Below are 26383 nucleotides of genomic sequence, written 5' to 3' on the forward strand. Positions count from 1 at the left end.
CGGATTCCTGTTGCCCGCCCACCGTGGTCGAGCGGGTTGGCGTTCCGACGCCCCCGGGACATCTCATCACATGAAATCAAAAGGGCCGGCAGCCCGGGAAACGTTCCACGTCCCCACGCCGCCAGCCCCCATGTCATCGGCCATCCCGCACCGGTCGTCTCGCCAGATAGTGAAACGCCCGCAAGACGCGTCAGTTCGCCAGAATTTCCCTCAACGCGTCCGTGAACGCAACGCACTCCGCCTCGGTGCCGACCGTGATGCGAAGAAACTGGGCCACGCGCGCCTGCTTGAAGTGGCGCACGATGATCGAGCGCTCACGCAGCGCCGCCGCCAGTTGGGCCGCGTCGTGCGATGGATGGCGTGCGAACACGAAGTTCGCCGCTGACGGCAGCACCTCGAAGCCGAGCGCCGTCAGACGTGTCACCAGCGCCTCGCGGCTCGCGATCACCGCCCGACGCGTCTCGTCGAAATACGCCTCGTCCTCGATCGCAGCCACGCCGGCCGCTTGCGCGAGACGGTCGAGCGGGTACGAGTTGAAGCTGTTCTTCACGCGCTCGAGCGCTTCGATCAGATCCGGATGCCCGATGGCAAAACCCAGACGCAGTCCCGCCAGCGAGCGCGACTTCGAGAGCGTCTGTACCACGAGCAGGTTCGGATACTTGGCGATCAGCCCTGCGGCGCTCTCGCCGCCGAAGTCGATGTAGGCCTCGTCGATCACGACCACCGAATCCGGGTTCCCCGCCAGCAGGCGCTCGACCTCGCCACCGGCCAGCATGCGACCTGTCGGCGCATTCGGATTCGGGAAGATGATGCCGCCGTTCGGCTTGAGGTAGTCGTCGACGCGAATCTCGAACGTGTCCGTCAGCGGCACGTTCTCGAACGCCACGCCGTACAGTCCGCAGTACACCGGGTAGAAGCTGTAGGTGATGTCCGGAAACAGAATCGGCTTGTCGTGCTTCAGCAATCCCTGAAACACGTTCGCCAGCACTTCGTCGGACCCATTGCCCACATGCACGTTGGCCACTTCCAGACCGAACCGCGTGGCGATGGCCTGCTTGAAGCGACGGGCGTCGGGATCCGGGTACCGCTTGAGCGCGTCGGCATCGCCGCCGAGCGCCTCGCGAATAGCGGCGAGCACGCGCGGCGACGGACCGTACGGGTTCTCATTGGTATTGAGCTTGATGAGACGCTGCATCTGCGGCTGCTCACCGGGCACATAGGGCGTCAGATCGGCAACGCCCGCGCTCCAGAATCGACTCATGACGGCCACTCCGCTCAGCTCACGAATCCGCGAGCCAAATCGGCCCGAATATCGGCAGGCGACTCCAGCCCGACCGCCAGACGGATCAGGCCTTCGGTGATGCCCGCCGCCGCGCGCGCTTGCGGCGTGATGCGACCATGCGTCGTGCTCGCGGGATGCGTAATCGTCGTGCGCGTATCGCCAAGGTTGCCGGTGATCGAGCACACCCGCGTGTTGTCGATCACGCGCCAAGCGTTCTCACGCTGCTCTGCCGGCGTTGCCCCCTTGAGTTCGAACGCGACGATCGCGCCGCCTGACTTCTGCTGGCGCTGTGCGAGTTCGTATTGCGGGTGCGACGGCAGTCCCGGGTAATACACGCGGGCGACCTGCGGCTGCTGCTCCAGCCACTGCGCGATCGCCAGCGCGTTCTCCGATTGCTTCTCGACACGCAGCGACAGCGTCTCCAAGCCTTTGAGCAACACCCAGGCGTTGAACGCGGACAGCGTCGGACCGGCGCTGCGCACGTACGTAAACACCTTGCCCATGATGAACTCCTTCGTGCCGACAATCGCCCCGCCCAGCACGCGGCCCTGACCGTCTAGGAACTTTGTCGCGGAATGCACGACGACGTCAGCGCCGTACTCGATGGGCCGTTGCAACGCCGGCGTACAGAAGCAGTTGTCGACGACGAACAAGGCACCCGCTTCTTTCGCGATCTGGCCGATGGCGGTAATGTCGGCGATATCGGTGAGCGGGTTGGACGGCGTCTCGAGGAAGAACATCTTCGTGTTCGGACGGATCGCGGCGCGCCAGGCGTCGAGATCCGTCGGGTCGACGAACGTCGTCTCGACACCGAAGCGATTGAAGATCGTGGAGAAGACGTTGAGCGTGGAGCCGAAAATGCTTTGCGAACTGACGAGGTGGTCGCCGCCCGAGAGCGCCGACATCACGACCGAGACGATGGCACTCATGCCCGACGCGGTCGCCATGCACGCCTCACCGCCTTCGAGCGCGGCCAGACGGTCCTGAAACATCGACACGGTCGGGTTGGTAAAGCGCGAGTAGGTGAAGCCCTCCTCCGAATGCGCAAAGCGTTCGGCGGCCTCGGCCGCGCTCTTGAATACGAAGCTCGAGGTCAGGTAAAGCGCCTCGGAATGCTCACCAAATTCGGAGCGCTGCGTGCCCGCGCGCACCGCCAGGGTATCGAAGTCGAAGGAGTCCATCGTGTGTCTCGTCATCAGGTTGGCCCGACCACCGGCCAAAAAAAGAAAAGCCCGTTTCGCTGGTCAGCAAAACGGGCTCGAAATCCATCTGTCTAGGCCTCGCTTTAGCTGTTTCGGGGAAGTTCCCCCACGTCCGCAAGCTGAATTCAAATCGACGTGAAAACGAGTGTAGCACGTTGCCGACGGGGAAGGAAAATCCTCGCCGCCTGCCTGGCCACGTTCCGCTCAGAGGCCGAGCTGCGCCCCGCGCGGCTCATTGTCATCGCCTTCGCCGGACTCTATCACCGGGGCCTTCGGCGCCTTGCGCTGCTGCTCCAGGCGGTTCAGGTACTCGGGTGTGACATCGCCCGTGACGTAGTTGCCGTCGAAGCACGAGGCGTCGAAGTCGGCGAGCGCCGGGTTGATGTCACGCACGGCGGCCTTCATGTCCTCGACGTCCTGGTAGATCAGTGCATCGGCGCCGATGATGCGCGCCACTTCCGCATCGCTGCGGTCATGGGCCACCAGTTCGCTGCGCGTGGGCATGTCGATGCCGTACACGTTCGGGAACTTCACCGGCGGCGCGGCCGACGCGAAGATCACCTTGCGCGCGCCGGCGTCACGCGCCATCTGCACGATTTCCTGGCTGGTCGTGCCGCGCACGATCGAGTCGTCGACGATCAGCACGTTCTTGTCCTTGAACTCGACGCGCATGGCGTTGAGCTTCTGGCGCACCGACTTCTTGCGCATTGCCTGACCGGGCATGATGAAGGTACGGCCGACGTAGCGGTTCTTGAAGAAACCCTCGCGATAATTCAGGCCCAGTCGCTTGGCGACCTGCATCGCGGCCGGTCGGCTGGAGTCCGGAATCGGCATGACGACGTCGATGTCCTGGCAGTCGATCTCGCGGCGAATCTTCTCGGCGAGGTAGTCGCCCATGCGCAGACGCGCGTCGTAGACCGGCACGCCATCGAGCACGGAATCCGGACGCGCCAGGTACACGAGTTCAAAAATGCACGGATGCAACGACGTGGCTTCGGCACACAGATGCGACGTCAGTTCGCCGTCGTTGCTGATGAAGACCGCCTCGCCCGGCTTGACGTCGCGCTCGAACGCGAAGCCCATGCCTTCAAGCGCCACCGACTCCGACGCCACCATCCACTCCGTGCCGTTCGGGCCATCGTAGCGGCCGATGCACAACGGGCGAATGCCGTGGGGGTCGCGGAACGCGAGCAGACCGAAGCCGGAGATGATGGAGACGATGGCGTACGAGCCGCGCAAACGGCCATGCACCTTGCCCACTGCCTCGAACAGCGAACCGACGCTCAGGCCATTGCGCGAGCTCTCCTGCAATTCGTGCGCGAGCACGTTGAGCAGCACTTCGGAATCGGAGGTGGTGTTGATGTGGCGACGGTCGACACGGAACATCTCGTCCTTGAGCTGTTCCCAGTTCGTCAGGTTGCCGTTGTGGGCGAGCACGATGCCGTACGGCGCGTTCACGTAGAACGGCTGGGCTTGTGCGGCGCTCGACGAGCCAGCCGTCGGGTAACGCACCTGCCCGATGCCGACGTTGCCGGGCAAGTCTCGCATGTTGCGCGTGCGGAACACATCGCGCACCATGCCGTTGCCCTTGTGCATGTAGAAGGATTGGCCATCCGTCGTCGCGATACCGGCGGCGTCCTGACCGCGGTGCTGCAGCAGCAGCAAACTATCGTAGATGAACTGGTTGACCGGGGACTTGGAAACTACACCGACGATGCCACACATGGCATGAATCCTTCAAAAAACATCGAAATCTGCATCTAACGGACCGTATTATCCGTCATTCGGAAACCTTGTGCAGGCCGGTCGACGGCGCGGCCGATCCGCCCGCCCCTCCCGCCCCGCCACTGCGCATGCCCCACCCCTGCGACTGAGCATCCGCGCCCCGGCCATGCAGGCCATCGCCCGTCAGTCCCGTGCCGAGGCCACTACCGCCAAGGACACCCACGCCGGCCGAGCCAGACGTGCCAGACGCGCTGGAAGTCCCGTCACCGCGCTCACCATCCGGATGGCCCGGCGTGCCATGGCGACCCTGTTCCCCCGATTCCGGCATGACGCGATACGGCGCCAACTGAGGCAGGGGAATCGGCGTCCCCAGCGGATTGCCACTCGGCACCGCCGCTTCGGGATTGTGCAGATAGTGCTGCACCGGCTCCGGCAGGTACGGCACGAGCCGCGCCAGCCCCGCTTCAACCCACGGACGCACCAACGACTGCTGCCAAACGGGTTGTTGCGGCAACACGGTCAACTTGGCGGCGACCATCAACAAAATCAAGAGCAACATGCCGCGCACGATGCCGAACACCATGCCCAGTCCGCGATCGGCCGGGCGCAAACCGATCATATCGGTCATGCGTCCCACGAGCGCGCTGACGATACCCGCGCCAAACACCACCGCGACGAGCACCAGGAGAAAACCAATGGCGCCCTGTGTCATCTCGCCACCGGGCAGATCGGCAGGCAGCCAATGCGCGAGCGTCGGGCCAAAGGCGCGCGCCACGAAGAACGCCACGACCCAGCCCACCAGGTTGAACAGCTCACGCACCAGACCGCGCAGCATGCCCAGCAGCATCGAGCCGAGCACGATCGCGATGGCCGCGTAATCCACCACGGTCAGCAGACCGCCATGCACCGGATCGCTCAATTCAACCCGCCTCGGCGACCTGCGCCGTCAATCCGGCATCGCGAATCTTCTTGCCCGCCGCCTCCGCGCTGGGCCGATCGGGGAACGGCCCCGCGCGCAACAGGTACAACTCACGGCCGCCGACCTTGCTCTTCACCATGTAGCTCGGCACGTTCACGAGCTTGAGCTTGACGAGCCACGCCTGCGCGCGATCCTGCGTCGAAAATGCGCCAATGCGTACCAGGTACTTGCCGCCAGACGCCGCCGGCTTCTGCGCACTGTCGTGGCCACTCGTCGATTTGGCGGACTTGGCCGACGTGTTGTCCTGGGCGAACTGCGCAATCGGATCGGCGACGTTGTTGTTCGGCTGCGCCTTGGCTTGTGCCTTGGCCGTATCGTGCGACTCCGGCTTCGCGGCCGGCTTCGTCTCGACGTGCGCCTCCGGCTTCTTGACCTCCGGCCTGGACTCCGGCTTCGCTTGCACCACCGGCTCAGGCACTGCGGTCGGTGCGGGGGCCACGGCCGTCGGTGCCGGCGCGGGCGTCGACGCCGCCGGTTTGGCCGCGTTGGCACCGGCCAGCGTGTTGCTGTCGAGCGCGACTTCGCCCTTGTCGAGCGACGCGTCGCTCGACGGTGTCGCCTGCGGCTTCACGCGCACGGGCGGCGAGTGGGTGTCTTTTCCGGGAATCTGGATCGCGATGTCGTCGGCCGACGGCTTCGGTTCGGGAGCCAGCACCATCGGCAAAATGATGACGGCCGCGAGCACCAGCGCCAACGCGCCGACCAGTCGGCGGCGCGCGCGTTGCTTTTCGGGCAGCAGCGGATCGAGTTGCTCGTGCTCGCTGTACTCGCCCCCTCCCGCCGCACGGGTACCGGTTCGGCCGCTCCGGCGGCTACCGCGCTTGGGGGGAACGGCTTCGGCGTCTTTCTTGCGGAAGGAAAACAATCCCATAGGCCCTTGGCTCAGGTCGTAACTCGCGTCGTTGGACGGATGATGATCGCGCATCGGCGGCGCCGTGCGCATGACATTTCTCGTAAGCAAATGTCACGGCAAACGCCCCGTCATGCGTCAATGTCGCTGCAATTTGCGGTGCGACATGACGCCTGCCACCGTAAAGAACGATCCAAAGACCAGAATTCTATCATTCTCCCCGCACTGTCCGAGCGCGGCGGCATAGGCTTTCTCGGGGGACTCGAAGGTTTCGACCGAATGATCCGCATCTGGCGCGAACCCAACGGCGCGCAGTTTCTCTTCCAGCACCTGCGGACTCGCGGCACGTTCGGTCGGCAGCGCGCACAGCCGCCAGTGATCGACCTTGTCGACGAGATGCCGCAACACCCCCTCGATGTCCTTGTCGGCCATCGCGCCGAATACCGCATACGTGTACGGGAAGTACCCCATGCCATCGAGATTGTGACCCAGCGCGGCGGCGGCGTGCGGGTTGTGCGCCACGTCGAGCACCACGGCCGGACGCCCTGGCAGCACCTGGAACCGCCCCGGCAACTCGACCGACGCGAGCCCCAGGCGAATGTCCTGCGCGGATACCGGCAGCGTACCGCGCATCGATTCGAGCGCGGCCAGCGCCGCCGACGCGTTGAGCAACTGGTTCGCGCCTCGCAAGGCCGGATAGGCGAGCGCCGGGCGGCGCATCTGGCGTCCGCCATAGCTCCACTGCTGTTTGTCGCCCTGATAGTTGAAATCGCGGCCGAACAGCCACAGGTCCGCGCCGATGCGCTCCGCCTCCGCCAGCAGGGACGCCGGCGGCATCGGATCGCCGCAGATCGCCGGCTTGCCCGCGCGGAAAATGCCCGCCTTCTCGATGGCAATCGCCTCGCGCGTGTTACCCAGGTACTGGGCGTGGTCAATGTCGATGCTGGTGACGACGGCGCAATCGGGATCGACGATGTTGACCGCATCGAGACGCCCGCCCAAGCCGACCTCCAGAATCACGGCATCGAGCCCGGCGGTGGCGAACAAATGCATGATCGCCAGCGTGGTGAACTCGAAGTACGTGAGCGAGACCGGCTCATCGAAGCTCGTGCGCGCGGCCTCGACCGCCTCGAAATGCTTCAGCAGCGTGGCGTCGTCGACGTTCTCGCCATTCAGGCGCGCGCGCTCGTTGAACGAGATCAGATGCGGCGATGTATGACAGCCCACGCGGTAGCCCGCCGAGAGCAGGATGGCTTCGATAATCGCGCAGGTCGATCCCTTGCCGTTGGTGCCGCCCACCGTGAACACGGGACACGGGAATTGCAGTCCGAGAGCCGCTTTGACGCGACCAATGCGCGTGAGGCCCATATCGATGCCCACAGGGTGAGCGGTTTCCAGATGGGCGAGCCAGGCGTCGAGAGTGGAGTAAGTCGGCATGGATGGTCGGGCAGAAAAACAAAAACGCGGACGTCACGTAACGTCCGCGCTTCCAATCCTGCTGAGTGATGCATTCAAGCGCCGCATGCGCGGCGCGGCGTGGCGTTGCGACATTCTACGCCGTTGGGCCGCCCTTTGGGGCACCGCAGCGGCGCGCACGACGTCATCGCGCCCGCCGAAGCCTCTGCGCGCTCAGGCGACGGCATCCGCCGGCTGGCACTGCATCAGGGCGATCAGGCGAGCGATCTCTTCGCGCATCTTGCGACGGTCGACGATCATGTCGATCGCCCCCTTCTGCAACAGGAACTCCGAGCGCTGGAAGCCTTCCGGCAGCTTCTCGCGCACGGTCTGCTCGATCACGCGCGGGCCCGCGAAGCCGATCAGCGCCTTGGGTTCGGCGATGACCACGTCTCCGAGGAACGCGAAGCTGGCCGACACACCGCCCATCGTCGGATCGGTCAGCACCGAGATGAACGGCAGCTTGGCATTGGCCAGCTTGGTCAGCATGGCCGTCGTCTTCGCCATCTGCATGAGCGAGAGCAGGCTCTCCTGCATGCGCGCACCGCCCGAAGCGGTCACGCAGACGAACGGCACGCCCTGCTCCAGGGCATTCTGCGCGCCACGCACGAAGCGCTCGCCGACCACCGACCCCATCGAGCCGCCCATGAACGAGAACTCGAAGCAGGCGACCACGACCGGGAGCGTGTGGATCGCACCGCCCATGACCACCATCGCGTCGGTCTCGCCCGTGTCGTCCATCGCTTCCTTGATGCGGTCCGGGTACTTGCGGCTGTCCTTGAACTTCAGCGCGTCGACCGGCACGATCTCCTGGCCGAGTTCGTAACGACCTTCCGAATCGAGCAGCGCGTCCAGACGCGCACGTGCGCCGATGCGCATGTGGTGATCGCACTTCGGGCAAACATGCAGATTGGCTTCCACGTCGTTGCGATACAGCACCGCTTCACACGACGGGCACTTGATCCACAGCCCTTCCGGGATGCTCTTGTTGCGCTGCGTCGGATCGGTTTGCTTGATCTTCGGGGGCAGCAGCTTATCGAGCCAGCTCATAGTTTCTCCTTGGCAAACGCCCGCGCCGGACGGGGCGGGCGTTTCGGGCGACCGTGCAACACGGCCGTGTCAATTCAGCGTTTCACCGGGCGGTTCGACGAATAAATTCCGCGAACAAACACCGCAAATTTACGCCGCGAATCTACGCCGATATGGCGCCCTCGTCGAGCGCCTGGCGAATACCGCCGATGAATTCAGCCAGCGATTTTACCGCGTTCTGGCCCTCCAGATCACGCGGCGTGTTTTCCAGGCGCTGGACGATGGCGCTGCCGATGACCACGGCATCCGCCACACTCGCCACGGCGCGCGCCGTCGCGGCGTCGCGAATGCCGAAGCCCACGCCCACCGGCAGGTCCGCGGCAGCCTTGATTTCCGGGATCTTCGCAGCAACGCTGTCCATATCCAGACTCGCGGCCCCCGTCACGCCCTTCAGGGAGACGTAATACAGATACCCGCTGGCCTGACGCGCTACCGCGGCGATACGCGCTTCAGTCGACGTCGGCGCGAGCAGGAAGATCGGATCGATGCCATGGGCGCGCACCGCGCCCGCGTAGGCCTCGGCCTCCTCGGGCGGATAGTCGACGACCAGCACGCCATCGACACCGGCCTTGGCGGCGCGCCCGGCGAAGGTCTCGAGTCCCATCGCCTCGATCGGATTGGCGTAGCCCATGAGCACGACCGGCGTGCGGTCGTTGGTCTGACGAAACACCGCCACGTAGCCGAGCACCTCGGCCAGGCTCACGCCGCGTGCCAGCGCACGCTCGGACGCACGCTGAATCACCGGGCCGTCGGCCATCGGGTCGGAGAACGGTACGCCGAGTTCGATGACGTCGGCCCCGTTGTCGGCCAACGCATGCATCAACTTGACCGTCCAGCCCGGCTCGGGATCGCCGGCGGTGATGAACGGAATAAGGCCCTTTTTACCCTGCGCTTGCAAGGCTTGGAACGTCGCTTGAATGCGGGACATGATCGGAAAGTCTCTGAAGTCTTTGGTGGGCGAGCGCGTGATAATGCGCGTTCAGCTCGAAGCCGACGAAACGCCGGCCGTGCAGCGCGCAAGCCACGGCCGTCGTGCCGCTGCCCATGAACGGGTCGAGCACGAGACCACCGGGCGGGCAACTGGCCAGCACCATGCGCTCGATAATATGCAGCGGTTTCTGCGTCGGATGATCGACGCGCTCGGGGTCTTGCCGGTGCAATCGCGAGATCGACCACAGATCCTTGGGGTTGTACCCCAGTTCCAGCCACTTGCTGCCCTCGAAGATACGGCGCGAGCGCGCCTTCTTCGTGGCGGCGTCGTACGGCACGCGCACCGCATCGAGGTCGAAGTAGTAATCCTTCGAAACCGCGAAAAAGCCGATGTTGTCGTGTACCGACGAGAACCGCCGGGTGCTGCCGCCCATGCTGGGCACGCGGCGATCCCAGATAATCTCGTTGATCATCAGCATGCGCCGCTTCAGAAACACGAACAGCTCCGGAGCGTACTGCCACGTGCAGAACAGGTACAACGAGCCGCGCGGCGCGAGCTTCGGGATCGCCGCTTCGAGCCAGCCATAGGTCCAGCCGAGGAAGTCCTCGCCGGAGCGCTTGTCGGAATCGTTGCCGTAGTCCTTGCCGAGTCCATACGGCGGGTCGGCAAGGATCAGGTCGACGCTGCCGTCGTCCAGTTCGTGCAGGTGCTCCAGGAAGTCGGCATGACGCAACGTGATGTCGCCCGGCGCCCAACGCGCGCGCAACTCGCCGGCCGCTTCCCTGGCCTCGAGACGCGCGGCGGCGGCGTCGGTGGCATCCATGGGGCGCTCGGCCCCGAGGATGTCAAGCGGTGCGTTGCGATCAGTCAGATCGGTCATGCGGGTTCTGGTGTCCTTGATGGAGCTGAGGGAACTGAGGAATCTGAAGGCGCTAAGGATCTGGATAGCCTGGGACCTGGGGATCTGCGATCGGTGGCGTCTCGCGACGCCACCCGGACCGCCTATGCCCCGCCCGGTGCCGGCCTGGCCAGCGCCATCACGGTGTGCATGTCCTTGTCGCCGCGCCCCGAGAGATTGACCAGCACGATCTGATCGCTCGGCAGCGTCGGCGCCAGCTTGCACGCATAAGCGAGCGCGTGACTCGACTCCAGCGCCGGAATGATGCCTTCGATCCGGCAGCAGTCATGGAACGCACGCAGGGCTTCGGTATCGGTCACGCCCACATACTCGGCACGCTTGATGTCATGCAGCCACGCGTGCTCGGGGCCCACCCCCGGATAGTCCAGACCTGCCGAGATCGAATGCGTCTCGGTAATCTGGCCGTTGGCGTCCTGCAGCAAATAGGTGCGGTTGCCGTGGAGCACGCCGGGCGTGCCGCCGATGATCGATGCCGCATGACGGCCGGTCTCGATGCCGTCGCCGGCCGCTTCCACGCCCACCAGCTTGACATCCGGCACATCGATATACGGATAGAAAATACCCATGGCGTTCGAGCCGCCGCCCACGCAGGCGAGCACATAATCCGGCTGACGGCCTGCCAGTTCGGGCATTTGCACCTTGCACTCCTCGCCGATCACGCACTGAAAATCGCGCACGAGCATCGGATACGGATGCGGTCCGGCCACGGTGCCGATGATGTAGAACGTGCTCTCGACGTTGGTCACCCAGTCACGCATGGCTTCGTTGAGGGCGTCCTTGAGCGTCTTCGAGCCCGATTCCACCGGCACCACGGTCGCCCCCAGCAGTTGCATGCGATAGACGTTGGCCGCCTGGCGCTTGACGTCTTCCGCGCCCATGTAGACCACGCACTCCATGCCGAAGCGCGCGGCAATGGTGGCGGTCGCCACGCCGTGCTGGCCCGCGCCGGTCTCCGCAATCACGCGGCGCTTGCCCATGCGACGGGCCAGCAGCGCCTGCCCGATCACGTTGTTCACCTTGTGCGCGCCGGTATGGTTCAGGTCTTCGCGCTTGAGGTACACCTGCGCACCGCCCAGCTCCCGGCTCCAGCGCTTGGCGTGATAGATCGGCGACGGACGGCCGACGTAGTGCTTCAATTCGTAATGGAATTCTTCGAGGAAGGCCGGATCGTGCTGATACTTGGCATACGCCTCGCGCAGTTCGTCGAGCGCGTGAATCAGCGTCTCGGCCACAAAGACACCGCCGTATGGGCCGAAATGGCCGCGGGCGTCAGGCAAATCGTACATGGTCGTCACTCTTCGCAGTACCGGTGCGCGGCCCAAGCGGCCACCCCGGCGGGTTGCTCATTCGGCGTCGGCGGCACGCACCGCGTGCACGAACGCCGTCATGCGGGCGTGGTCCTTCACGCCCCGCGACACCTCCACACCGCTCGACACGTCGACGGCGTAAGGCGTCACCCGGCCGATGGCTTCAGCAACGTTGTGTGCGTTCAAGCCACCACTCAAAACGGCCCGACGCGCGATGTCTTTTGGAATAAGTGACCAATCGAAAACCTGTCCCCCACCGCCGTAGCCCTCGACCAGAGCATCGAGCAAGAGGCCTTGCGCGGCGGTGTATGCATTGGCGAATTGTAGCAAATCGCCGCTGTCTTTCGTGTCCGGGCCGATACGCATGGCGCGCATGTACGGACGGTTGCCTGCAGCGGCCGACAATACCGCGCATTGGGCCGGCGTCTCGTCGCCATGAAACTGCAGCGTGGTGAGCGGCACGGCCTCGACCGTCCGGGCGATCTCGCGGGCCGTCGCGTTCACGAACAGGCCGACCAGACTCACGTACGGCGGCACCCGGCGGGCCAGTTCGGCCGCGCGCGCCAGATCCACGTAGCGCGGGCTCGGTGGGTAAAAGACAAGGCCGATCGCATCGACGCCCAGCGCCACCGCGTGATCGATGTCGGCCGGCTGCGACAGGCCGCAGATCTTGATTCGGGTACGGGATTTCATGAACTTGCCCACGGCATCGGGAACGGCCACCCAGCCCAGTTGGGCTCGGGTACGGCGAAGCGCTCAGGATACCCCACTCGCGCCAGGTACAGCCCGTCCGGCATGAACGTCGGGGCGGCCTGACGACGGTCGAGGCTCGCGAGCACATGCGCCGTCCAGCTGGCCGGCTGGCGTCCCCGGCCGACGGCGACCAGGCAGCCCATGATATTGCGCACCATGTGATGCAGAAACGCGCTCGCGCGGAAGCGGAACACAAAGAAGTGCCCTTGCTGCTCGATATCGATGGCGTACAGGTGCTTCACCGGCGTCCTGGCCTGACACTCGGACGAGCGGAATGCCGAGAAGTCGTGCTCGCCGACCAGCGGCCGGCTCGCGGCGCGCATCGCCTCGAGGTCGAGCGGCGTGTGCAGCCAGCCGCAACGGCCATCGAGCAACGGCGAGCGCACGGGGTGCACGTAAAGCACATAGAAATACGTGCGCTCGAACGCGGTGAACCGGGCATGGAAGTCGTCCGGCATCGCCTGCGCCCATTGCACGGCCACGGTCTTGGGCAGAAACGCGTTGACGCCGCGCACCCACGAGAACATCGCGCGGTCGAGTTCGGTGTCGAAATGCACCACCTGACCGATGCCGTGCACGCCGGTGTCGGTGCGGCCCGCGACCGTCGTGGGCAACGCAACGCCGCCGAATTTCCGCAACGCGGCTTCGAGCGTCTGCTGCACGGTGTTGCCATGCGGCTGTGATTGCCAGCCGGAGAACGCCGTGCCGTCGTAATGGATGCCCAGTGCGATTCGCATATGAAAAAGAAAAATGGGCGCTCAACCTGCGAGCGCCCCAAACTACGGTCAATCTGTGGTGTGTTCGTCAGCCTGTCGCGGCATCAGCTTCGCATCGTCACTTGCCAAGCTCGGCTAGCCGTGTGCGGGCAACGGACTGCTGAGCCGCGTCGCCGCCGGCGATCACCTCTTCGAGCAGTTCGCGCGCGCCTTCGTCGTCGCCGATGGTCTGATACGCGGTGGCCAGTTCAAGCTTCGTATGGAATTCGTCCGGCGCGCCCGGCTCGGCGGATGCCAGGTCGATCGGCGACGCCGACGTCGCCGACACGGCGGGCACCGGCGCGGCCACTTGCGGCATCTGCGGCGCCGCCGGTTCCGCAGCATATGGCGTTTCCGGTGCAGGCGTATTGAGCACCTCGTGCTCGATCAGGGCTTCCGTCCCGATGTCGGCCGGCAGCGTCGGTGTCGTTTGCGCGTCATCGCCCTTCAGATCGAGGCTGAAGTCCGACAGATCGAACGACAACGGCTTGAGTGATGGCGCCTCGTGCGCGGTGTCCGTATAGCTGCGCGGCGCCGCGGGCGTGCTGCTGGCTTGTTGCATCGCGGCGTCGAAGTCGGCATCGCTCAGTTCGCCGTCGAGATCGTCGGACGCCGCGTCCGCGCTCGCGTGCGAATGCAGCGGATCGTCCATCGGCGCCATCTTGAACTGTACCGAACCCATCCCCTTCGTCAGCGACGGCAAGGCATCGCTGGAAATCGTGCCCACCTGCGCCGACTGCCCCGGGATCGCCAGATCCAGATCCCCCAGCATGCCAGCGACGCCCCCGTCGGGCGACGCTTCGGCCATCGGCGCCTCGGCGGGTTCGGCCAGCGCGGAGACGCCCGACTCGGGCTCGCGCGCCGACGTAGCGGCAACGCCGCCGATGGCGGCGGCACCCAGCGCGTCAAGCGCCGACAAACCGGGCGCCGCCGCATCGTCCTCAGCCGCAGGCGCTTCCTGGGATTCCCGAACCTGTCCGGCCGCCTCGGCAAACGCGGCGCCCCAATCGATTTCCGGCTCGCTCGCGGCTTCGCCCGACATTCCCGAGGCAAGCTCGCCCGCATCTTGCGCGAGCGGCTCAGCGCTCGATTCAGACGATTCAGACGATTCAGACGATTCAGACGATTCGGACGACTCCGCCAACGCCGCCGGTGACGCGTCGCGATCTTCGCCATCGTCATCATGCGCATCGTGTGCATCGTGCGCGTCAGTCAAATGCACTGGCTCAGCGTTCCACGCCCCCGGCGCACCGGCGTCGGCGTCCGCGTCGGCAGACGCATGGTGCACATCGTCAACGGTGGCAACGGCGTCGTCTGACGCTGAAGACGCGACATCAGCCTCCGGCTGCCGAGCCTCTTCGGCTTCCGCCTGATTGGCGGCGTACAATGCCGCCGCACCAGCGGCACCGGCCGCCGCGACAGCGCCCGCCGTGGTCATGCCATGCGACGCCGACTCGGCCCCTGGCGCACCGTCTTGCGGCGCATCGTGGCCGTCGAACGCGTCACGCCCATCGTCGTATGGCCCGGGCTGCCCCACCGGCGACTCAGCGCGACGGCGGCGTATCACCGCCCACAGGCCGAGCAGCACCACCAGCACGCCAGCGCCTGGCAGCACATACGGATTCTGGCTCACGGCACGCCAGTTCATCGCACCGTTCGGCGCCGGCTTGGCCGGTGCAACCGCGGCACTGGCGGCGGCCGCCGCAGCGACAGCGCTTGCCGGTGCCGTCATCGCAGCCGTTGCCTCCGATGCCGATGCGCCTGCCGATGTGGCGGAGGCACCAGCCGCGGCTTCGGTCACCGCCGCCGAGGCGACGGCCGCGGCGTTTTCCTTCGTATCAGCGTCCTGAGCGGCATTCGGCGCCGGCGTGGCCGTCGCCGCCGCCACCTGCGCATTTGTCTTGCCATCGGCGGGTTTCGCCGTCTTTTCCTGCGCAGTCGCCCCGGAAGCGGTGGCGGCCTGCTGCTCCAGGTTGGCGACGGCCTGATTCTTCATCGCCAACAACTTCTGGAGATCTGCAACGTTCTTCTGCAACTCATTCACCCTGCCCTGAGCCTCGGCCTGTGCCTTGCTCTGGGCGATTTGTGCTTCTTCGCTGCCGCCAGTTCGACCGGCCGTGCCGTTCGCCCCTCCCTTATTGGGTCGCGACAGCTTCAATTCATCGCGTGTCGCGGGCGTGGCAGCTTCCGGTGCCTTGCCCGCTTCGATCGCGCCCTGTGCACTGCGGCCACCGGCCGGTGCTGCCTGCTGCGCCGTCGATTCGGCCAGCCGCGCGCGATACGCGTCAAACTGTTCCCGCGCAGCCGACACGAACTTGCGTGCCTGCGCGGGAGGAATCCCTTGCACCTGCGCGTCGACCGGGCGCGTGAGCGTCACCCCCTGCCGCAGCCGATTCGGATCGTCGCCGATGAACGCCGACCGGTTGGCCTCGAACAGCGCGGTCATCATCTGCGCCAGCGTCACCCCGCCTTCACCGCCCGTGAATTCACGGGCAATCAACGACAGCGAGTCGCCGCGCGCCACCTTGCGCTCACCCGCGACGCCCGCCGCCGACGCCTTGCCCGGCTGGGCTGACGTCGCCGTGGCTGGCGCGGGGACGGACGCCGTGGCCGCCGCCGGTGCGGCTTGACCCGCCGCTGCCGCAGGCACGACGGCCTGAGGCTGCGCAGCGCTCGCTTCCGGGATGGCGGACAGTGTCACTGCGTTGGACTGACGGCCGGTGCGCCATTCGAGCACCAGCAACAGATCGAGGAACGACGTGCTGACCGGCTCGGCCGAGTCGACATGCACAAGGTACGTGCCGCTGTACCCTGCCTGGCGACCGCCGGTCGGCGAGACGGAAACGGAGAGCTTCTCGAGCGTGGGGTCGTAGCGCAGGCCGGCCTGCTTGAAGGCGTCGCGCGGCGCGAGCTTCACCGACAATCCGTCGGCTTCCGCCTGCGACACGTTACCCAGCACGATGACGGCTCGCAACGGCTGGCCCGGGCCCGAGCGCACCTGCTGCGGGCCGAACTCTGCCGCCCCGGCGTTGAGCAGCCCGAGGCTCCACAAGACCGCCGCTGCCGCGCTCAGGCGGAACGAATTACGGGACGAGTTTGCGCGCTTGCCGATCGAGTATTTCCGCACTGTGTCTTGTCAGGCCTGTCAGTCGTTTGTCACTGGCCGCCCCGGCTGCAAGGGGTGCCTCCCAAAGCGCGGACGGCGGCCTCGCGGGCCGCCGTTCTTCACGCCTTACCGATGCGCTGCGACGCTCAAGCGTCGAGCAGGATGCGCAGCATGCGGCGCAGCGGTTCCGCCGCGCCCCACAACAGTTGATCGCCGACCGTGAATGCCGAGAGATACTCCGGCCCCATCGACATCTTGCGCAGGCGACCGACCGGAATCGACATCGTGCCGGTCACCGCCGCAGGCGTCAAATCGGTCATCGACGCCTCACGCGTGTTCGGCACCACCTTCACCCAGTCATTCGCCTGGCCGATGATATCCGTCAGTTCATCTAACGGCACATCTTTTGTCAACTTGATGGTCAGCGCCTGGCTGTGGCAACGCATCGCACCGACGCGCACGCACAGGCCATCGACCGGAATGGCGCGGGTATTCGGGAAGCCGTCGCCCAGACCCAGGATCTTGTTGGTCTCGGCACCGCCCTTCCACTCTTCCTTCGACTGGCCGTTGCCCAGGTCCTTGTCGATCCAGGGAATCAGGTTACCCCCCAGCGGCACGCCAAACTGCTTGGTCTCGTCGGCCGTGAGCGCGTGTTGCTTCGCGAGCACCTTGCGGTCGATCTCGAGGATGGCCGAGTGCGGATCGTCGAGCAGCGCCTTGACTTCAGCGTTGATGCTACCGAACTGCGTGAGCAGCTCTCTCATGTGCTGCGCCCCACCGCCCGATGCCGCCTGATACGTCATCGACGTGAGCCAGTCGACCAGACCGTGCTGGAACAGGCCGCCCAGGCCCATCAACATGCAGCTCACGGTGCAATTGCCGCCGACGAAGTTCTTGGTGCCCTTCGTCAGTGAATTCTTGATCACATCGAGGTTGACCGGATCGAGGACGATGATGGCGTCGTCATTCATGCGCAGCGTCGAGGCCGCATCGACCCAATAACCGTTCCAGCCCGCCGCACGCAGCGTCGGGAAGATCTCGGTTGTGTAGTCACCGCCCTGGCAGGTAATGATGATGTCGCATTTTTTCAGCTCGTTGACATCATTGGCGTCTTTCAGCGAAGTCTCGTTCTTCGCCATCGACGGGGCTTTGCCGCCCGCGTTGCTGGTGCTGAAAAACACCGGCTCGATCAAGGCGAAGTCGTTCTCCTGCTGCATGCGCTGCATCAGAACCGAACCGACCATGCCCCGCCAACCTACCAGACCTACGGTTTTCATTTATCCACTCTCTTATCGTTTCAATTGCGCCGAGGGGCGTCTCACGACGCCCCGTCAACGTTATAGCGCGGCAACCACTGCCGCGCCCATCTCGCGCGTACCGACCTTGGTCGCGCCTTCCTGCCAGATATCGGGCGTGCGCAATCCTTGCGCCAGCACCTTCTTCACCGCATTTTCCACGCGATCGGCCTGTTCTGCACGGCCCAGCGTATAGCGCAGCATCATGGCAGCCGACAGGATCGTCGCCAACGGATTGGCCACGCCCTTGCCGGCGATATCGGGCGCAGAGCCGTGCGACGGCTCGTACAGCCCCTTGTTATTGGCATCCAGCGACGCCGAAGGCAGCATGCCGATCGACCCCGTCAGCATCGCGGCTTCGTCCGACAGGATATCGCCGAACATGTTGCCGGTCACCACGACGTCGAAGTTCTTCGGCGCCTTGACCAGTTGCATCGCCGCATTGTCGACGTACATGTGCGAGAGTTCGACTTCCGGATACTGCTTGGCAACCTCGATCATGGTGTCGCGCCACAGTTGCGACGTCTCGAGCACGTTGGCCTTGTCCACCGAGCACAAACGCTTGTCGCGCTTGGCGGCGGCCTGGAACGCGACGTGCGCGATACGCTCCACTTCCGGCACGCTATACCGCATGGTATCAAAACCTTCGCGCGCGCCCTCGAAAGCGCCATCCGGCGACTGGCGGAACCCCTTCGGCTGGCCAAAGTAGATGTCGCCATTCAGCTCGCGAATGATCAGGATATCCAACCCTGCCACGATTTCCGGCTTCAGGCTCGACGCGTCGGCCAGTTCCTTGTACAGAATGGCCGGACGGAAGTTGGCAAACAGTTGCAGATGCTTGCGCAGCCCCAGGATCGCCTGTTCGGGACGCAGCGCGCGCTCCAGCGAATCGTACTTCCAGTCGCCCACGGCGCCGAACAGGATGGCATCCGCTTCCTTGGCGAGCTTGAGCGTCGCGTCGGGCAACGGGTGACCCGCCGCCTCGTAGCCGGCACCGCCAACGGGCGCGGCTTCCAACTCGAACGTCTCGCCCAATGCGTTCAGCACATTGACGGCTTCCGCCACGATTTCCGGACCAATGCCGTCACCCGGCAACACAGCAATTTTCATGCGATCTCCTTGAGTGCTCGGGCCTCAGCCCGGCAAACGCGTTGCGAGCCACGGCTGCTTGACAAGCCGCTCGGCCTCGTAGGCGCGAATCTTGTCGGCGTGACGCAGTGTCAGGCCAATATCGTCGAAACCGTTCAGCATGCAGTACTTGCGGAACGGCGCGATGTCGAACGCGTAGGCGCGGCCGTCGGGCGTCACCACCGCTTGCTTGTCCAGATCGATGGTCAACTGATAGCCATTGAACGCGACCGTCTCGTTGAACAGATGATCGACCTGCATCTCGGGCAGCGCGATCGGCAGCAGCCCGTTCTTGTAGCAATTATTGAAGAAGATGTCGGCGAAGCTCGGCGCAATGACCGCACGGAAGCCGAATTGCTGCAACGCCCACGGGGCATGCTCACGCGAGCTGCCGCAGCCGAAGTTCTTGCGCGCCAGCAGCACCGTCGCGCCCTGGTAGCGCGGCTGGTTGAGCACGAAGTTCGGGTTGAGCGGACGCGTGCTGCAATCCTGGCCCGGCTGGCCAACATCGAGGTAACGCCACTCGTCGAACAGGTTCGGACCGAAGCCCGTGCGCTTGATCGACTTCAGGAATTGCTTGGGGATGATCGCGTCGGTATCGACGTTCTCGCGATCCAGCGGCGCCACCAACCCCGTATGGACGGTAAATTTTTCCATCACGAACCACCTGATCAAAACAGTTCGGCCGCGGCCGGTCCCGAGGAACCCTGGCCATCAAAGCCGGAAATTTCGTAGGCGCGCGCGCGGGGCGATTGCCTGCGCGACGCGCACCGTCGCATCACTTCTTCGCGGCGTTCTCGAGAGCCGAGCCAGCGGCTTGCGTATCCTTGCCGAGGCCCGCCATCGTGTTGCACCCCGCCACGCCCAACACCAGCACCGCACCGATCAGCATCCACAGCTTCTTCATGGTTTTTTCTCAGTCAAAGACGATGTCAAACAACGGTTACACCGCGATATACCCAAGCGTCAGACGAGACGCCGCACGTCCACGAAATGGCCTTCGATGGCCGCCGCGGCCGCCATCGCCGGGCTCACGAGGTGCGTACGCCCGCCCGCGCCCTGACGGCCTTCGAAGTTGCGATTCGAGGTCGACGCGCAACGCTCGCCGGGCTCCAGACGGTCGGCGTTCATCGCCAGGCACATCGAGCAACCCGGCTCGCGCCATTCGAAGCCAGCGGCCTTGAAGACCTGGTCCAGCCCTTCCTGTTCGGCCTGGTGCTTCACCAGACCCGAGCCCGGCACGACCATCGCCAGACGCACGTTGGGCGCCACGCGACGACCGAGCTTCTTGACGACATAGGCCGCCGCGCGAATATCTTCGATACGCGAGTTGGTGCACGAACCGATGAAGACCTTGTCGACGTTGATGCTGGCCATCGGGGTGTCCGGTGTCAGCGCCATATACTCGAGCGCCCGCTCCATCGCACTGCGCTTGACCGGATCCCTTTCCTTCTCGGGATCGGGCACGCGGTCCTCGATGCTCACGACCATCTCCGGCGACGTCCCCCAGCTCACTTGGGGGCGCAGCGTGTTCGCATCGATCTCGACCACGTGGTCGAACGCGGCGCCTGGATCCGTGTGGAACGTGCGCCAGTAGGCTTCGGCCTGCTGGAATTCCACGCCCGTGGGGGCGAACGGACGGCCCTTCACGTACTGGATCGTCGTGTCGTCCACGGCGACCAGGCCAGCACGTGCGCCGGCCTCGATGGCCATGTTGCACACGGTCATCCGGCCTTCCATCGTGAGCGAGCGGATGGCCGAACCGGCGAATTCGATTGTGCAGCCCGTGCCACCCGCCGTGCCGATCTTGCCGATGACGGCCAGCACGATGTCCTTGGCGGAGCAACCGCGCGGCAGCGTACCCTCGACCTTCACGAGCATGTTCTTGCTCTTCTTCATGAGCAGCGTCTGCGTGGCGAGCGCGTGCTCGACCTCGGACGTGCCGATGCCGAAGGCCAGCGCGCCGAACGCGCCGTGCGTGGACGTATGCGAGTCGCCGCAGACCACCGTCATGCCGGGCAGCGTGGCGCCCTGCTCCGGGCCGATCACGTGCACGATGCCCTGACGCAGGTCGTTCATCTTGAATTGCGTGATGCCGAAGCTGTCGCAGTTCGCATCGAGCGTGTCGACCTGCAGACGCGAAATCGGATCGACGATGCCTTCCGAACGGTCGGTGGTCGGCACGTTGTGGTCCGACACCGCAAGGTTGGCAGACAGTCGCCAGACCGGCCGCTGCGCGAGTTTTAGCCCCTCAAACGCCTGCGGACTGGTCACCTCGTGCAACAGATGACGGTCGATGTAGAGCACCGTGGTGCCATCGTCCTCGGTATGCACGACATGTGCATCCCACAATTTGTCATACAGCGTCTTGGCCATGATAAAAACGCGGGGCTAGATATCGTTGTAGGAACAGACTTCGTTCCGTGAACTTTTGATTATGCCATAGCGCTTTCGCGCCGGCGGAATACGAAATCCCCGGAAAACCGGGCGGTAAACGCACGATCAACCGGGGATTTGTGCGAATCACGGCAGCTTGTGCCGTGGATTCGAATATAGCGCAACGAGGGCTCGTTGCGGCACCGCATCGCCTTGCCGTTTCGGCAAGGTTGCGGTGCCGGCACGGCAAGCAGGGGCCGTGCCGAACGCCTCCGACAGGCTTAGCGCTTGTCGATCGTCGCGACGTCGCGCGGCGTGTGGCCGATGAACAACTGACGCGGACGGCCAATCTTCTGGTCCGTCTCGCCGATCATTTCGTTCCACTGCGCGATCCAGCCCACGGTACGAGCCAGCGCGAAGATGCAGGTGAACATCGACGTCGGGATGCCCAGCGCACGCTGGACGATACCCGAGTAGAAATCGACGTTCGGGTACAGCTTGCGCGACACGAAGTATTCGTCTTCCAGCGCGATCTTCTCGAGCTGCATGGCCAGCTTGAACAGCGGGTCGTCGTGCAGGCCAAGCTCGTTGAGCACTTCGTAGCACGTCTCGCGCATCAGCTTGGCACGCGGATCGTAGTTCTTGTACACGCGGTGACCGAAGCCCATGAGCTTCACGCCCGAGTTCTTGTCCTTCACCTGCCTGATGAATTCGGGGATATTGTCCGGCGAACCGATCTGCTCGAGCATGGTCAGCGCGGCTTCGTTCGCACCACCGTGCGCCGGGCCCCACAGACACGCGATACCGGCAGCGATACAGGCGAACGGGTTGGCACCCGACGAACCGGCCAGACGCACGGTCGAGGTCGAGGCGTTCTGCTCGTGATCGGCGTGCAGGATCAGGATACGGTCAAGCGCGCGCACCAGCACGTCGTTGACCTTATAGTCTTCGCACGGGTTGGCGAACATCATGCGCATGAAGTTCGCGCTGTACGACAGGTCGTTGCGCGGATACACGAACGGCTGGCCGATGCTGTACTTGTACGCCATCGCGACGAGCGTCGGCAGCTTGGCGATCAGGCGGATGGCCGAGACTTCGCGGTGCGTCGGATCGTTGATGTCCAGCGAGTCGTGGTAGAACGCCGACAGAGCACCGACCGAACCGGTCAGCACGGCCATCGGGTGCGCGTCACGACGGAAACCGCGGAAGAAGAAGTTCATCTGCTCGTGCACCATCGTGTGACGGGTCACGGTCTTGACGAATTCGTCCTTCTGCTGTGCGTTCGGCAGTTCGCCCTTGAGCAACAGGTAGGAACTCTCGAGGAAGTCGCAGTGGGTGGCCAACTGCTCGATCGGGTAGCCGCGATACAGCAGCTCGCCCTTGTCGCCATCGATGTAGGTGATGGCGGAATTGCACGACGCCGTCGACATGAAGCCCGGGTCATACGTGAACTTGCCGGTCTGGCCGTACAGCTTGCGGATGTCGATTACATCCGGGCCCATCGTTCCCTGGTAGATCGGCAGTTCGACGCTGGGCGAACCGTCAGAGAAAGATAGGGTGGCTTTAACATCAGACGGAGTCATATCGCTTCCTCAAAAAAAATCTTAAACCCCTACACGGCACGCAAGAGCGCCAGCAGGCGCTGCACGTCCGGCCCGTCCAGATCCGCGTCGGGCTCTTTGCGCGCTAGCAGCAGATCCATCAAATCGTTGTCGCTCAAATCGAGCAACCGGGTGAGCGCGCCCACATCCTCGTCGGTCATCGAGGCTTCGTACTTCGCGAAGAAGCGTTCGAGAATGAGGTCGTTTTCCAGCAAACCGCGGCGTGCCCGCCAACGCAGGCGGGCACGTTTGACCGGATCGGACTGGTGATTGGTATCCGGCATGATCACTAGGTCAGACGGCGCGACGCACCATCAGCTCCTTGATCTTGCCGATGGCCTTCGTCGGGTTCAGACCCTTCGGGCACACATCCACACAGTTCATGATCGTGTGGCAGCGGAACAGGCGGTACGGATCTTCCAAGTTGTCCAGGCGCTCGCCGGTTGCCATGTCGCGGCTGTCCGCGATGAAGCGGTAAGCCTGCAGCAGACCTGCCGGGCCGACAAACTTGTCCGGATTCCACCAGAAGCTCGGGCATGACGTGGAGCACGACGCGCACAGAATGCATTCGTACAGGCCATCCAGCTCATCGCGCTGCTCGGGCGACTGCAGACGCTCCTTCTCCGGTGCCGGCTCGGCGTTGATCAGGTACGGCTTGATCGAGTGGTACTGGTTGAAGAAGTGTGTCATGTCGACGATCAGATCGCGAATGACGGGCAGCCCCGGCAGCGGCTTCAGAACGATCTTGTTCGGCAGGTCGTTCATGTTGGTCAGGCAGGCCAGACCGTTCTTGCCGTTGATGTTCATCGCGTCCGAGCCGCACACGCCCTCGCGGCACGAGCGACGGAACGCGATGCCTTCGTCGAGCTTCTTGAGCTTGACCAGAGCGTCGAGCAGCATGCGCTCATGTCCGTCGAGTTCGACCTCGTAGGTCTGCATGTACGGCGCGGCGTCCTTGTCCGGATCGTAGCGATAGACTTCAAAAATACGTTTCATGATCTTGCGAATCCCTTAGAACGTCCGCGCCTTCGGCGGAACCGAGTCGACGGTCAGCGGCTTCAGCTGCACCGGCTTGTAATCCAGACGGTTGCCTTCGCTGAAGAACAGCGAGTGGCGCATCCAGTTGGCGTCGTCGCGCTCCGGATAATCGCTGTGCGCGTGCGCGCCGCGGCTTTCCTTGCGGGCTTCGGCTGCGATCATGGTGGCCTTGGCCACTTCGATCAGGTTGTCGACTTCCAGCGCTTCCATGCGCGCCGTGTTGAACACCTTCGACTTGTCCTTCAGGTGAACGTGCGACACGCGCTCGGCCACTTGCTTGATCTCGTCCACGCCTTCCTTGAGCAGGTCCGACGTACGGAACACGCCAGCGTGCTTCTGCATCGTTGCGCGGATGTCGTTGGCGATGTCCTGTGCGTACTCGCCCGAACTGGAACCGTCCAGACGGCCCAGACGCGCCATGGCGTTATCACCGGCATCGGCAGGCAGCGGCTTGTGGTCGCCGTGGTGCTTCACGAAGTCGACGATGTGGTTACCGGCCGCGCGGCCAAACACCACGAGGTCGAGCAGCGAGTTCGTACCCAGACGGTTGGCACCATGGACCGACACGCAGGAGCACTCGCCTACGGCGTAGAAACCGTTGACCGGCGTCGATTCGCCCTGCTTCTGCACGACGACCTGGCCGTTGTAGTTCGTCGGAATACCGCCCATCTGATAGTGAATGGTCGGCACGACAGGGATCGGTTCCTTGATCGCGTCCACGTTGGCGAACTTCAGGGCGATTTCGCGAATCGACGGCAGGCGCTTCATGATCGTCTCGGCACCGATGTGCGAGAGGTCGAGCAGCACGTAGTCGCCGTTCGGGCCGCAGCCACGGCCTTCCTTGATTTCCTGGTCCATCGAACGCGACACGAAGTCACGCGGCGCCAGATCCTTCAGCGTCGGGGCATAGCGCTCCATGAAACGCTCGCCGTTCGAGTTACGCAGAATACCGCCCTCGCCGCGCACACCTTCGGTAATCAGCACGCCCGCGCCGGCCACGCCGGTCGGGTGGAATTGCCAGAATTCCATGTCTTCGAGCGGAATGCCCGCACGCGCGGCCATGCCAAGCCCGTCACCGGTGTTGATGAACGCGTTGGTCGAAGCGGCGTACACACGCCCGGCACCGCCAGTCGCGAACAGCGTGCACTTGGCTTCGAGCAGGTAGACGTCGCCGGTTTCGAGTTCGAGCGCCGACACGCCGAGCACATCGCCGTCTTCGTTGCGGATCAGGTCGAGCGCCATCCACTCCACGAAGAAGTGGGTCTTGGCGGCCACGTTCTGTTGATACAGCGTGTGCAGCAGCGCGTGTCCGGTACGGTCGGCGGCCGCGCAGGCGCGCTGGACCGGCTTCTCGCCGTAGTTGGCCGTGTGACCGCCGAACGGACGCTGGTAGATCGTGCCGTCCGGGTTACGGTCGAACGGCATGCCGAAGTGTTCCAGTTCGTAGACGGCGTTCGGCGCCTGACGGCACATGAACTCGATCGCGTCCTGGTCGCCGAGCCAGTCGGAGCCCTTGATGGTGTCGTAGAAGTGGTAATGCCAGTTGTCTTCGCTCATGTTGCCGAGCGAAGCACCAATGCCGCCCTGAGCAGCCACGGTATGCGAACGGGTGGGGAACACCTTGGACAGCACCGCCACCGACAGACCGGCCTTGGCCAGTTGCAGCGACGCGCGCATGCCCGAACCACCTGCGCCCACGATGACCACGTCAAAGCGGCGGCGCGGCAGCGAATTTTTAATTGCAGCCATTCTTTACACTCTCCACAGAATCTGCGCGGCATAGCCGGCACAAGCCAGCAGCCAGACGATCGTCAGCGCGTACAGCGCCAGTCGCACACCGACCGGCTTGACGTAGTCCATCCAGATATCGCGCACACCGACCCACGCGTGATAGAACACCGCGAGCAGCGTGACGAACGTGGCGAGCTTCATCCACTGATGCGAGAAGATGCTTGCCCAACCTTCGTAGGAGAAATCCTTGGCGGCGAAGAACCACACCAGCAGGATCACGGTGTACACGGCCATGATGACCGCGGTCATGCGCTGCGCCATCCAGTCGCGCAAGCCATAGTGGGCGCCGACGACCAGGCGCTTCGAACCGATATTGTTCTGTGCCATCTTAGAACGCTCCGAACAGCTTGAGGGCGACGGCCAGCGTCAACAGCAGCGACACGGCCAGGACGACCACCGCCGAATTCTTGCCAGCTTCCTTGCTCACGGCGTCATGATTGAAGTCCATGCGCAGATGGCGCACGCCAGCGCAGAAGTGCTGCAGGAAGCCCCACGACAAAGCCAGGATGACGAGTTTGACAAACCAGTGGGAGGCGATGCTTCGCAGAACGTCGAAGCTGAGTTCCGACGTGAGGCTCTGTTCGAACAAGTAAAGCGCGAACGGCAACAGAAGGAACAAGATCACACCGCTAATACGGTGCAGGATGGACACGATACCAGCCGGCGGGAGACGGTACGAGACAATCTGTCCGATACCGATATTCCTGTAGACTGGCCGCTCTTTTTTTACCACTTCAGCCATGCTAGACCCCATGTAGTTACATCAGCCCCAGATTTTAGCGCCGATTCTAGTGCGTTGCA

At 64.2% G+C, this 26383-nt stretch carries 24 protein-coding genes; all 24 read right to left on the reverse strand.

From position 1 onward, the window contains the following. Positions 1 to 190: 190 nt before the first annotated feature. Positions 191 to 1261 carry a histidinol-phosphate transaminase gene (hisC, locus tag PTE31013_RS08285; RefSeq protein WP_150612343.1) on the reverse strand — a complete coding sequence of 357 codons (1071 nt, stop codon included), beginning with the start codon at positions 1259 to 1261 and terminating at the stop codon, positions 191 to 193. A 14-nt stretch (positions 1262 to 1275) separates the two neighbouring features. Next, positions 1276 to 2463: an O-succinylhomoserine sulfhydrylase gene (locus PTE31013_RS08290; RefSeq protein ID WP_150612344.1), complete on the reverse strand. Its 1188-nt coding sequence runs from the start codon at positions 2461 to 2463 to the stop codon at positions 1276 to 1278. Between the two features lie 225 nt (positions 2464 to 2688). Next, positions 2689 to 4209 (reverse strand): amidophosphoribosyltransferase, encoded by a 1521-nt coding sequence (purF, locus tag PTE31013_RS08295; RefSeq protein WP_150612345.1) that lies wholly within the window; start codon positions 4207 to 4209, stop codon positions 2689 to 2691. Between the two features lie 55 nt (positions 4210 to 4264). Then, positions 4265 to 5128: a CvpA family protein gene (locus PTE31013_RS08300; protein ID WP_150612346.1), complete on the reverse strand. Its 864-nt coding sequence runs from the start codon at positions 5126 to 5128 to the stop codon at positions 4265 to 4267. 1 nt (position 5129) lies between these two features. Further along, positions 5130 to 6131, reverse strand: coding sequence for an SPOR domain-containing protein (locus tag PTE31013_RS08305; RefSeq protein WP_150612347.1), 1002 nt, complete (start codon positions 6129 to 6131; stop codon positions 5130 to 5132). Between the two features lie 45 nt (positions 6132 to 6176). Beyond that, positions 6177 to 7475, reverse strand: coding sequence for a bifunctional tetrahydrofolate synthase/dihydrofolate synthase (folC, locus tag PTE31013_RS08310; RefSeq protein ID WP_150612348.1), 1299 nt, complete (start codon positions 7473 to 7475; stop codon positions 6177 to 6179). Positions 7476 to 7667: 192 nt separating this feature from the next. Continuing rightward, entirely contained in the window at positions 7668 to 8543 is an 876-nt protein-coding gene (accD, locus tag PTE31013_RS08315) for an acetyl-CoA carboxylase, carboxyltransferase subunit beta (RefSeq protein WP_150612349.1), read from the reverse strand. 142 nt (positions 8544 to 8685) lie between these two features. Continuing rightward, positions 8686 to 9510, reverse strand: coding sequence for a tryptophan synthase subunit alpha (gene trpA / locus PTE31013_RS08320; protein WP_150612350.1), 825 nt, complete (start codon positions 9508 to 9510; stop codon positions 8686 to 8688). Continuing rightward, entirely contained in the window at positions 9464 to 10336 is an 873-nt protein-coding gene (locus tag PTE31013_RS08325) for a DNA-methyltransferase (protein WP_425495552.1), read from the reverse strand. Before PTE31013_RS08325 ends, trpA begins: the two co-directional genes overlap by 47 nt. Positions 10337 to 10515: 179 nt before the next feature. Further along, positions 10516 to 11718, reverse strand: a complete 1203-nt coding sequence (gene trpB, locus PTE31013_RS08330) for a tryptophan synthase subunit beta (protein ID WP_150612352.1) — start codon at positions 11716 to 11718, stop codon at positions 10516 to 10518. A 57-nt stretch (positions 11719 to 11775) separates the two neighbouring features. Further along, a complete protein-coding gene (locus PTE31013_RS08335) occupies positions 11776 to 12432 on the reverse strand; it encodes a phosphoribosylanthranilate isomerase (protein ID WP_150612353.1) in 657 nt (218 codons plus the stop codon). Beyond that, positions 12429 to 13229 carry a tRNA pseudouridine(38-40) synthase TruA gene (truA, locus tag PTE31013_RS08340; RefSeq protein ID WP_150612354.1) on the reverse strand — a complete coding sequence of 267 codons (801 nt, stop codon included), beginning with the start codon at positions 13227 to 13229 and terminating at the stop codon, positions 12429 to 12431. The genes PTE31013_RS08335 and truA overlap by 4 nt, the downstream gene beginning before the upstream one ends. Before the next feature lie 97 nt (positions 13230 to 13326). Continuing rightward, positions 13327 to 16374, reverse strand: coding sequence for a motility hub landmark protein FimV (locus PTE31013_RS08345; RefSeq protein ID WP_150612355.1), 3048 nt, complete (start codon positions 16372 to 16374; stop codon positions 13327 to 13329). A gap of 125 nt (positions 16375 to 16499) precedes the next feature. Further along, positions 16500 to 17630 carry an aspartate-semialdehyde dehydrogenase gene (asd, locus tag PTE31013_RS08350; RefSeq protein ID WP_150612356.1) on the reverse strand — a complete coding sequence of 377 codons (1131 nt, stop codon included), beginning with the start codon at positions 17628 to 17630 and terminating at the stop codon, positions 16500 to 16502. A 60-nt stretch (positions 17631 to 17690) separates the two neighbouring features. Next, positions 17691 to 18758 (reverse strand): 3-isopropylmalate dehydrogenase, encoded by a 1068-nt coding sequence (gene leuB / locus PTE31013_RS08355; RefSeq protein ID WP_150612357.1) that lies wholly within the window; start codon positions 18756 to 18758, stop codon positions 17691 to 17693. A gap of 24 nt (positions 18759 to 18782) precedes the next feature. Beyond that, on the reverse strand, positions 18783 to 19433 hold the full coding sequence (gene leuD, locus PTE31013_RS08360) for a 3-isopropylmalate dehydratase small subunit (RefSeq protein ID WP_150612358.1): 651 nt from the start codon (positions 19431 to 19433) through the stop codon (positions 18783 to 18785). Between the two features lie 121 nt (positions 19434 to 19554). Continuing rightward, the gene (locus tag PTE31013_RS08365; RefSeq protein ID WP_010807368.1) at positions 19555 to 19683 is read right to left on the reverse strand and encodes an entericidin A/B family lipoprotein; all 129 of its coding nucleotides are present in this window, start codon (positions 19681 to 19683) and stop codon (positions 19555 to 19557) included. Positions 19684 to 19742: 59 nt separating this feature from the next. Then, positions 19743 to 21152: a 3-isopropylmalate dehydratase large subunit gene (gene leuC / locus PTE31013_RS08370; RefSeq protein ID WP_150612359.1), complete on the reverse strand. Its 1410-nt coding sequence runs from the start codon at positions 21150 to 21152 to the stop codon at positions 19743 to 19745. Positions 21153 to 21433: 281 nt separating this feature from the next. Beyond that, positions 21434 to 22735 (reverse strand): citrate synthase, encoded by a 1302-nt coding sequence (gltA, locus tag PTE31013_RS08375; RefSeq protein WP_150612360.1) that lies wholly within the window; start codon positions 22733 to 22735, stop codon positions 21434 to 21436. Positions 22736 to 22764: 29 nt separating this feature from the next. Next, positions 22765 to 23037, reverse strand: a complete 273-nt coding sequence (locus PTE31013_RS08380) for an FAD assembly factor SdhE (protein ID WP_150563035.1) — start codon at positions 23035 to 23037, stop codon at positions 22765 to 22767. Between the two features lie 10 nt (positions 23038 to 23047). Then, positions 23048 to 23752: a succinate dehydrogenase iron-sulfur subunit gene (locus PTE31013_RS08385; protein ID WP_150612361.1), complete on the reverse strand. Its 705-nt coding sequence runs from the start codon at positions 23750 to 23752 to the stop codon at positions 23048 to 23050. Between the two features lie 12 nt (positions 23753 to 23764). Beyond that, entirely contained in the window at positions 23765 to 25540 is a 1776-nt protein-coding gene (sdhA, locus tag PTE31013_RS08390; protein WP_150612362.1) for a succinate dehydrogenase flavoprotein subunit, read from the reverse strand. 3 nt (positions 25541 to 25543) lie between these two features. Further along, a complete protein-coding gene (gene sdhD / locus PTE31013_RS08395) occupies positions 25544 to 25909 on the reverse strand; it encodes a succinate dehydrogenase, hydrophobic membrane anchor protein (RefSeq protein ID WP_150612363.1) in 366 nt (121 codons plus the stop codon). A gap of 1 nt (position 25910) precedes the next feature. Beyond that, on the reverse strand, positions 25911 to 26324 hold the full coding sequence (sdhC, locus tag PTE31013_RS08400; protein ID WP_150612364.1) for a succinate dehydrogenase, cytochrome b556 subunit: 414 nt from the start codon (positions 26322 to 26324) through the stop codon (positions 25911 to 25913). Positions 26325 to 26383 lie beyond the last annotated feature (59 nt).

The organism is Pandoraea terrigena (genome assembly GCF_902459705.1).
In the GTDB taxonomy this organism is placed as follows: domain Bacteria; phylum Pseudomonadota; class Gammaproteobacteria; order Burkholderiales; family Burkholderiaceae; genus Pandoraea; species Pandoraea terrigena.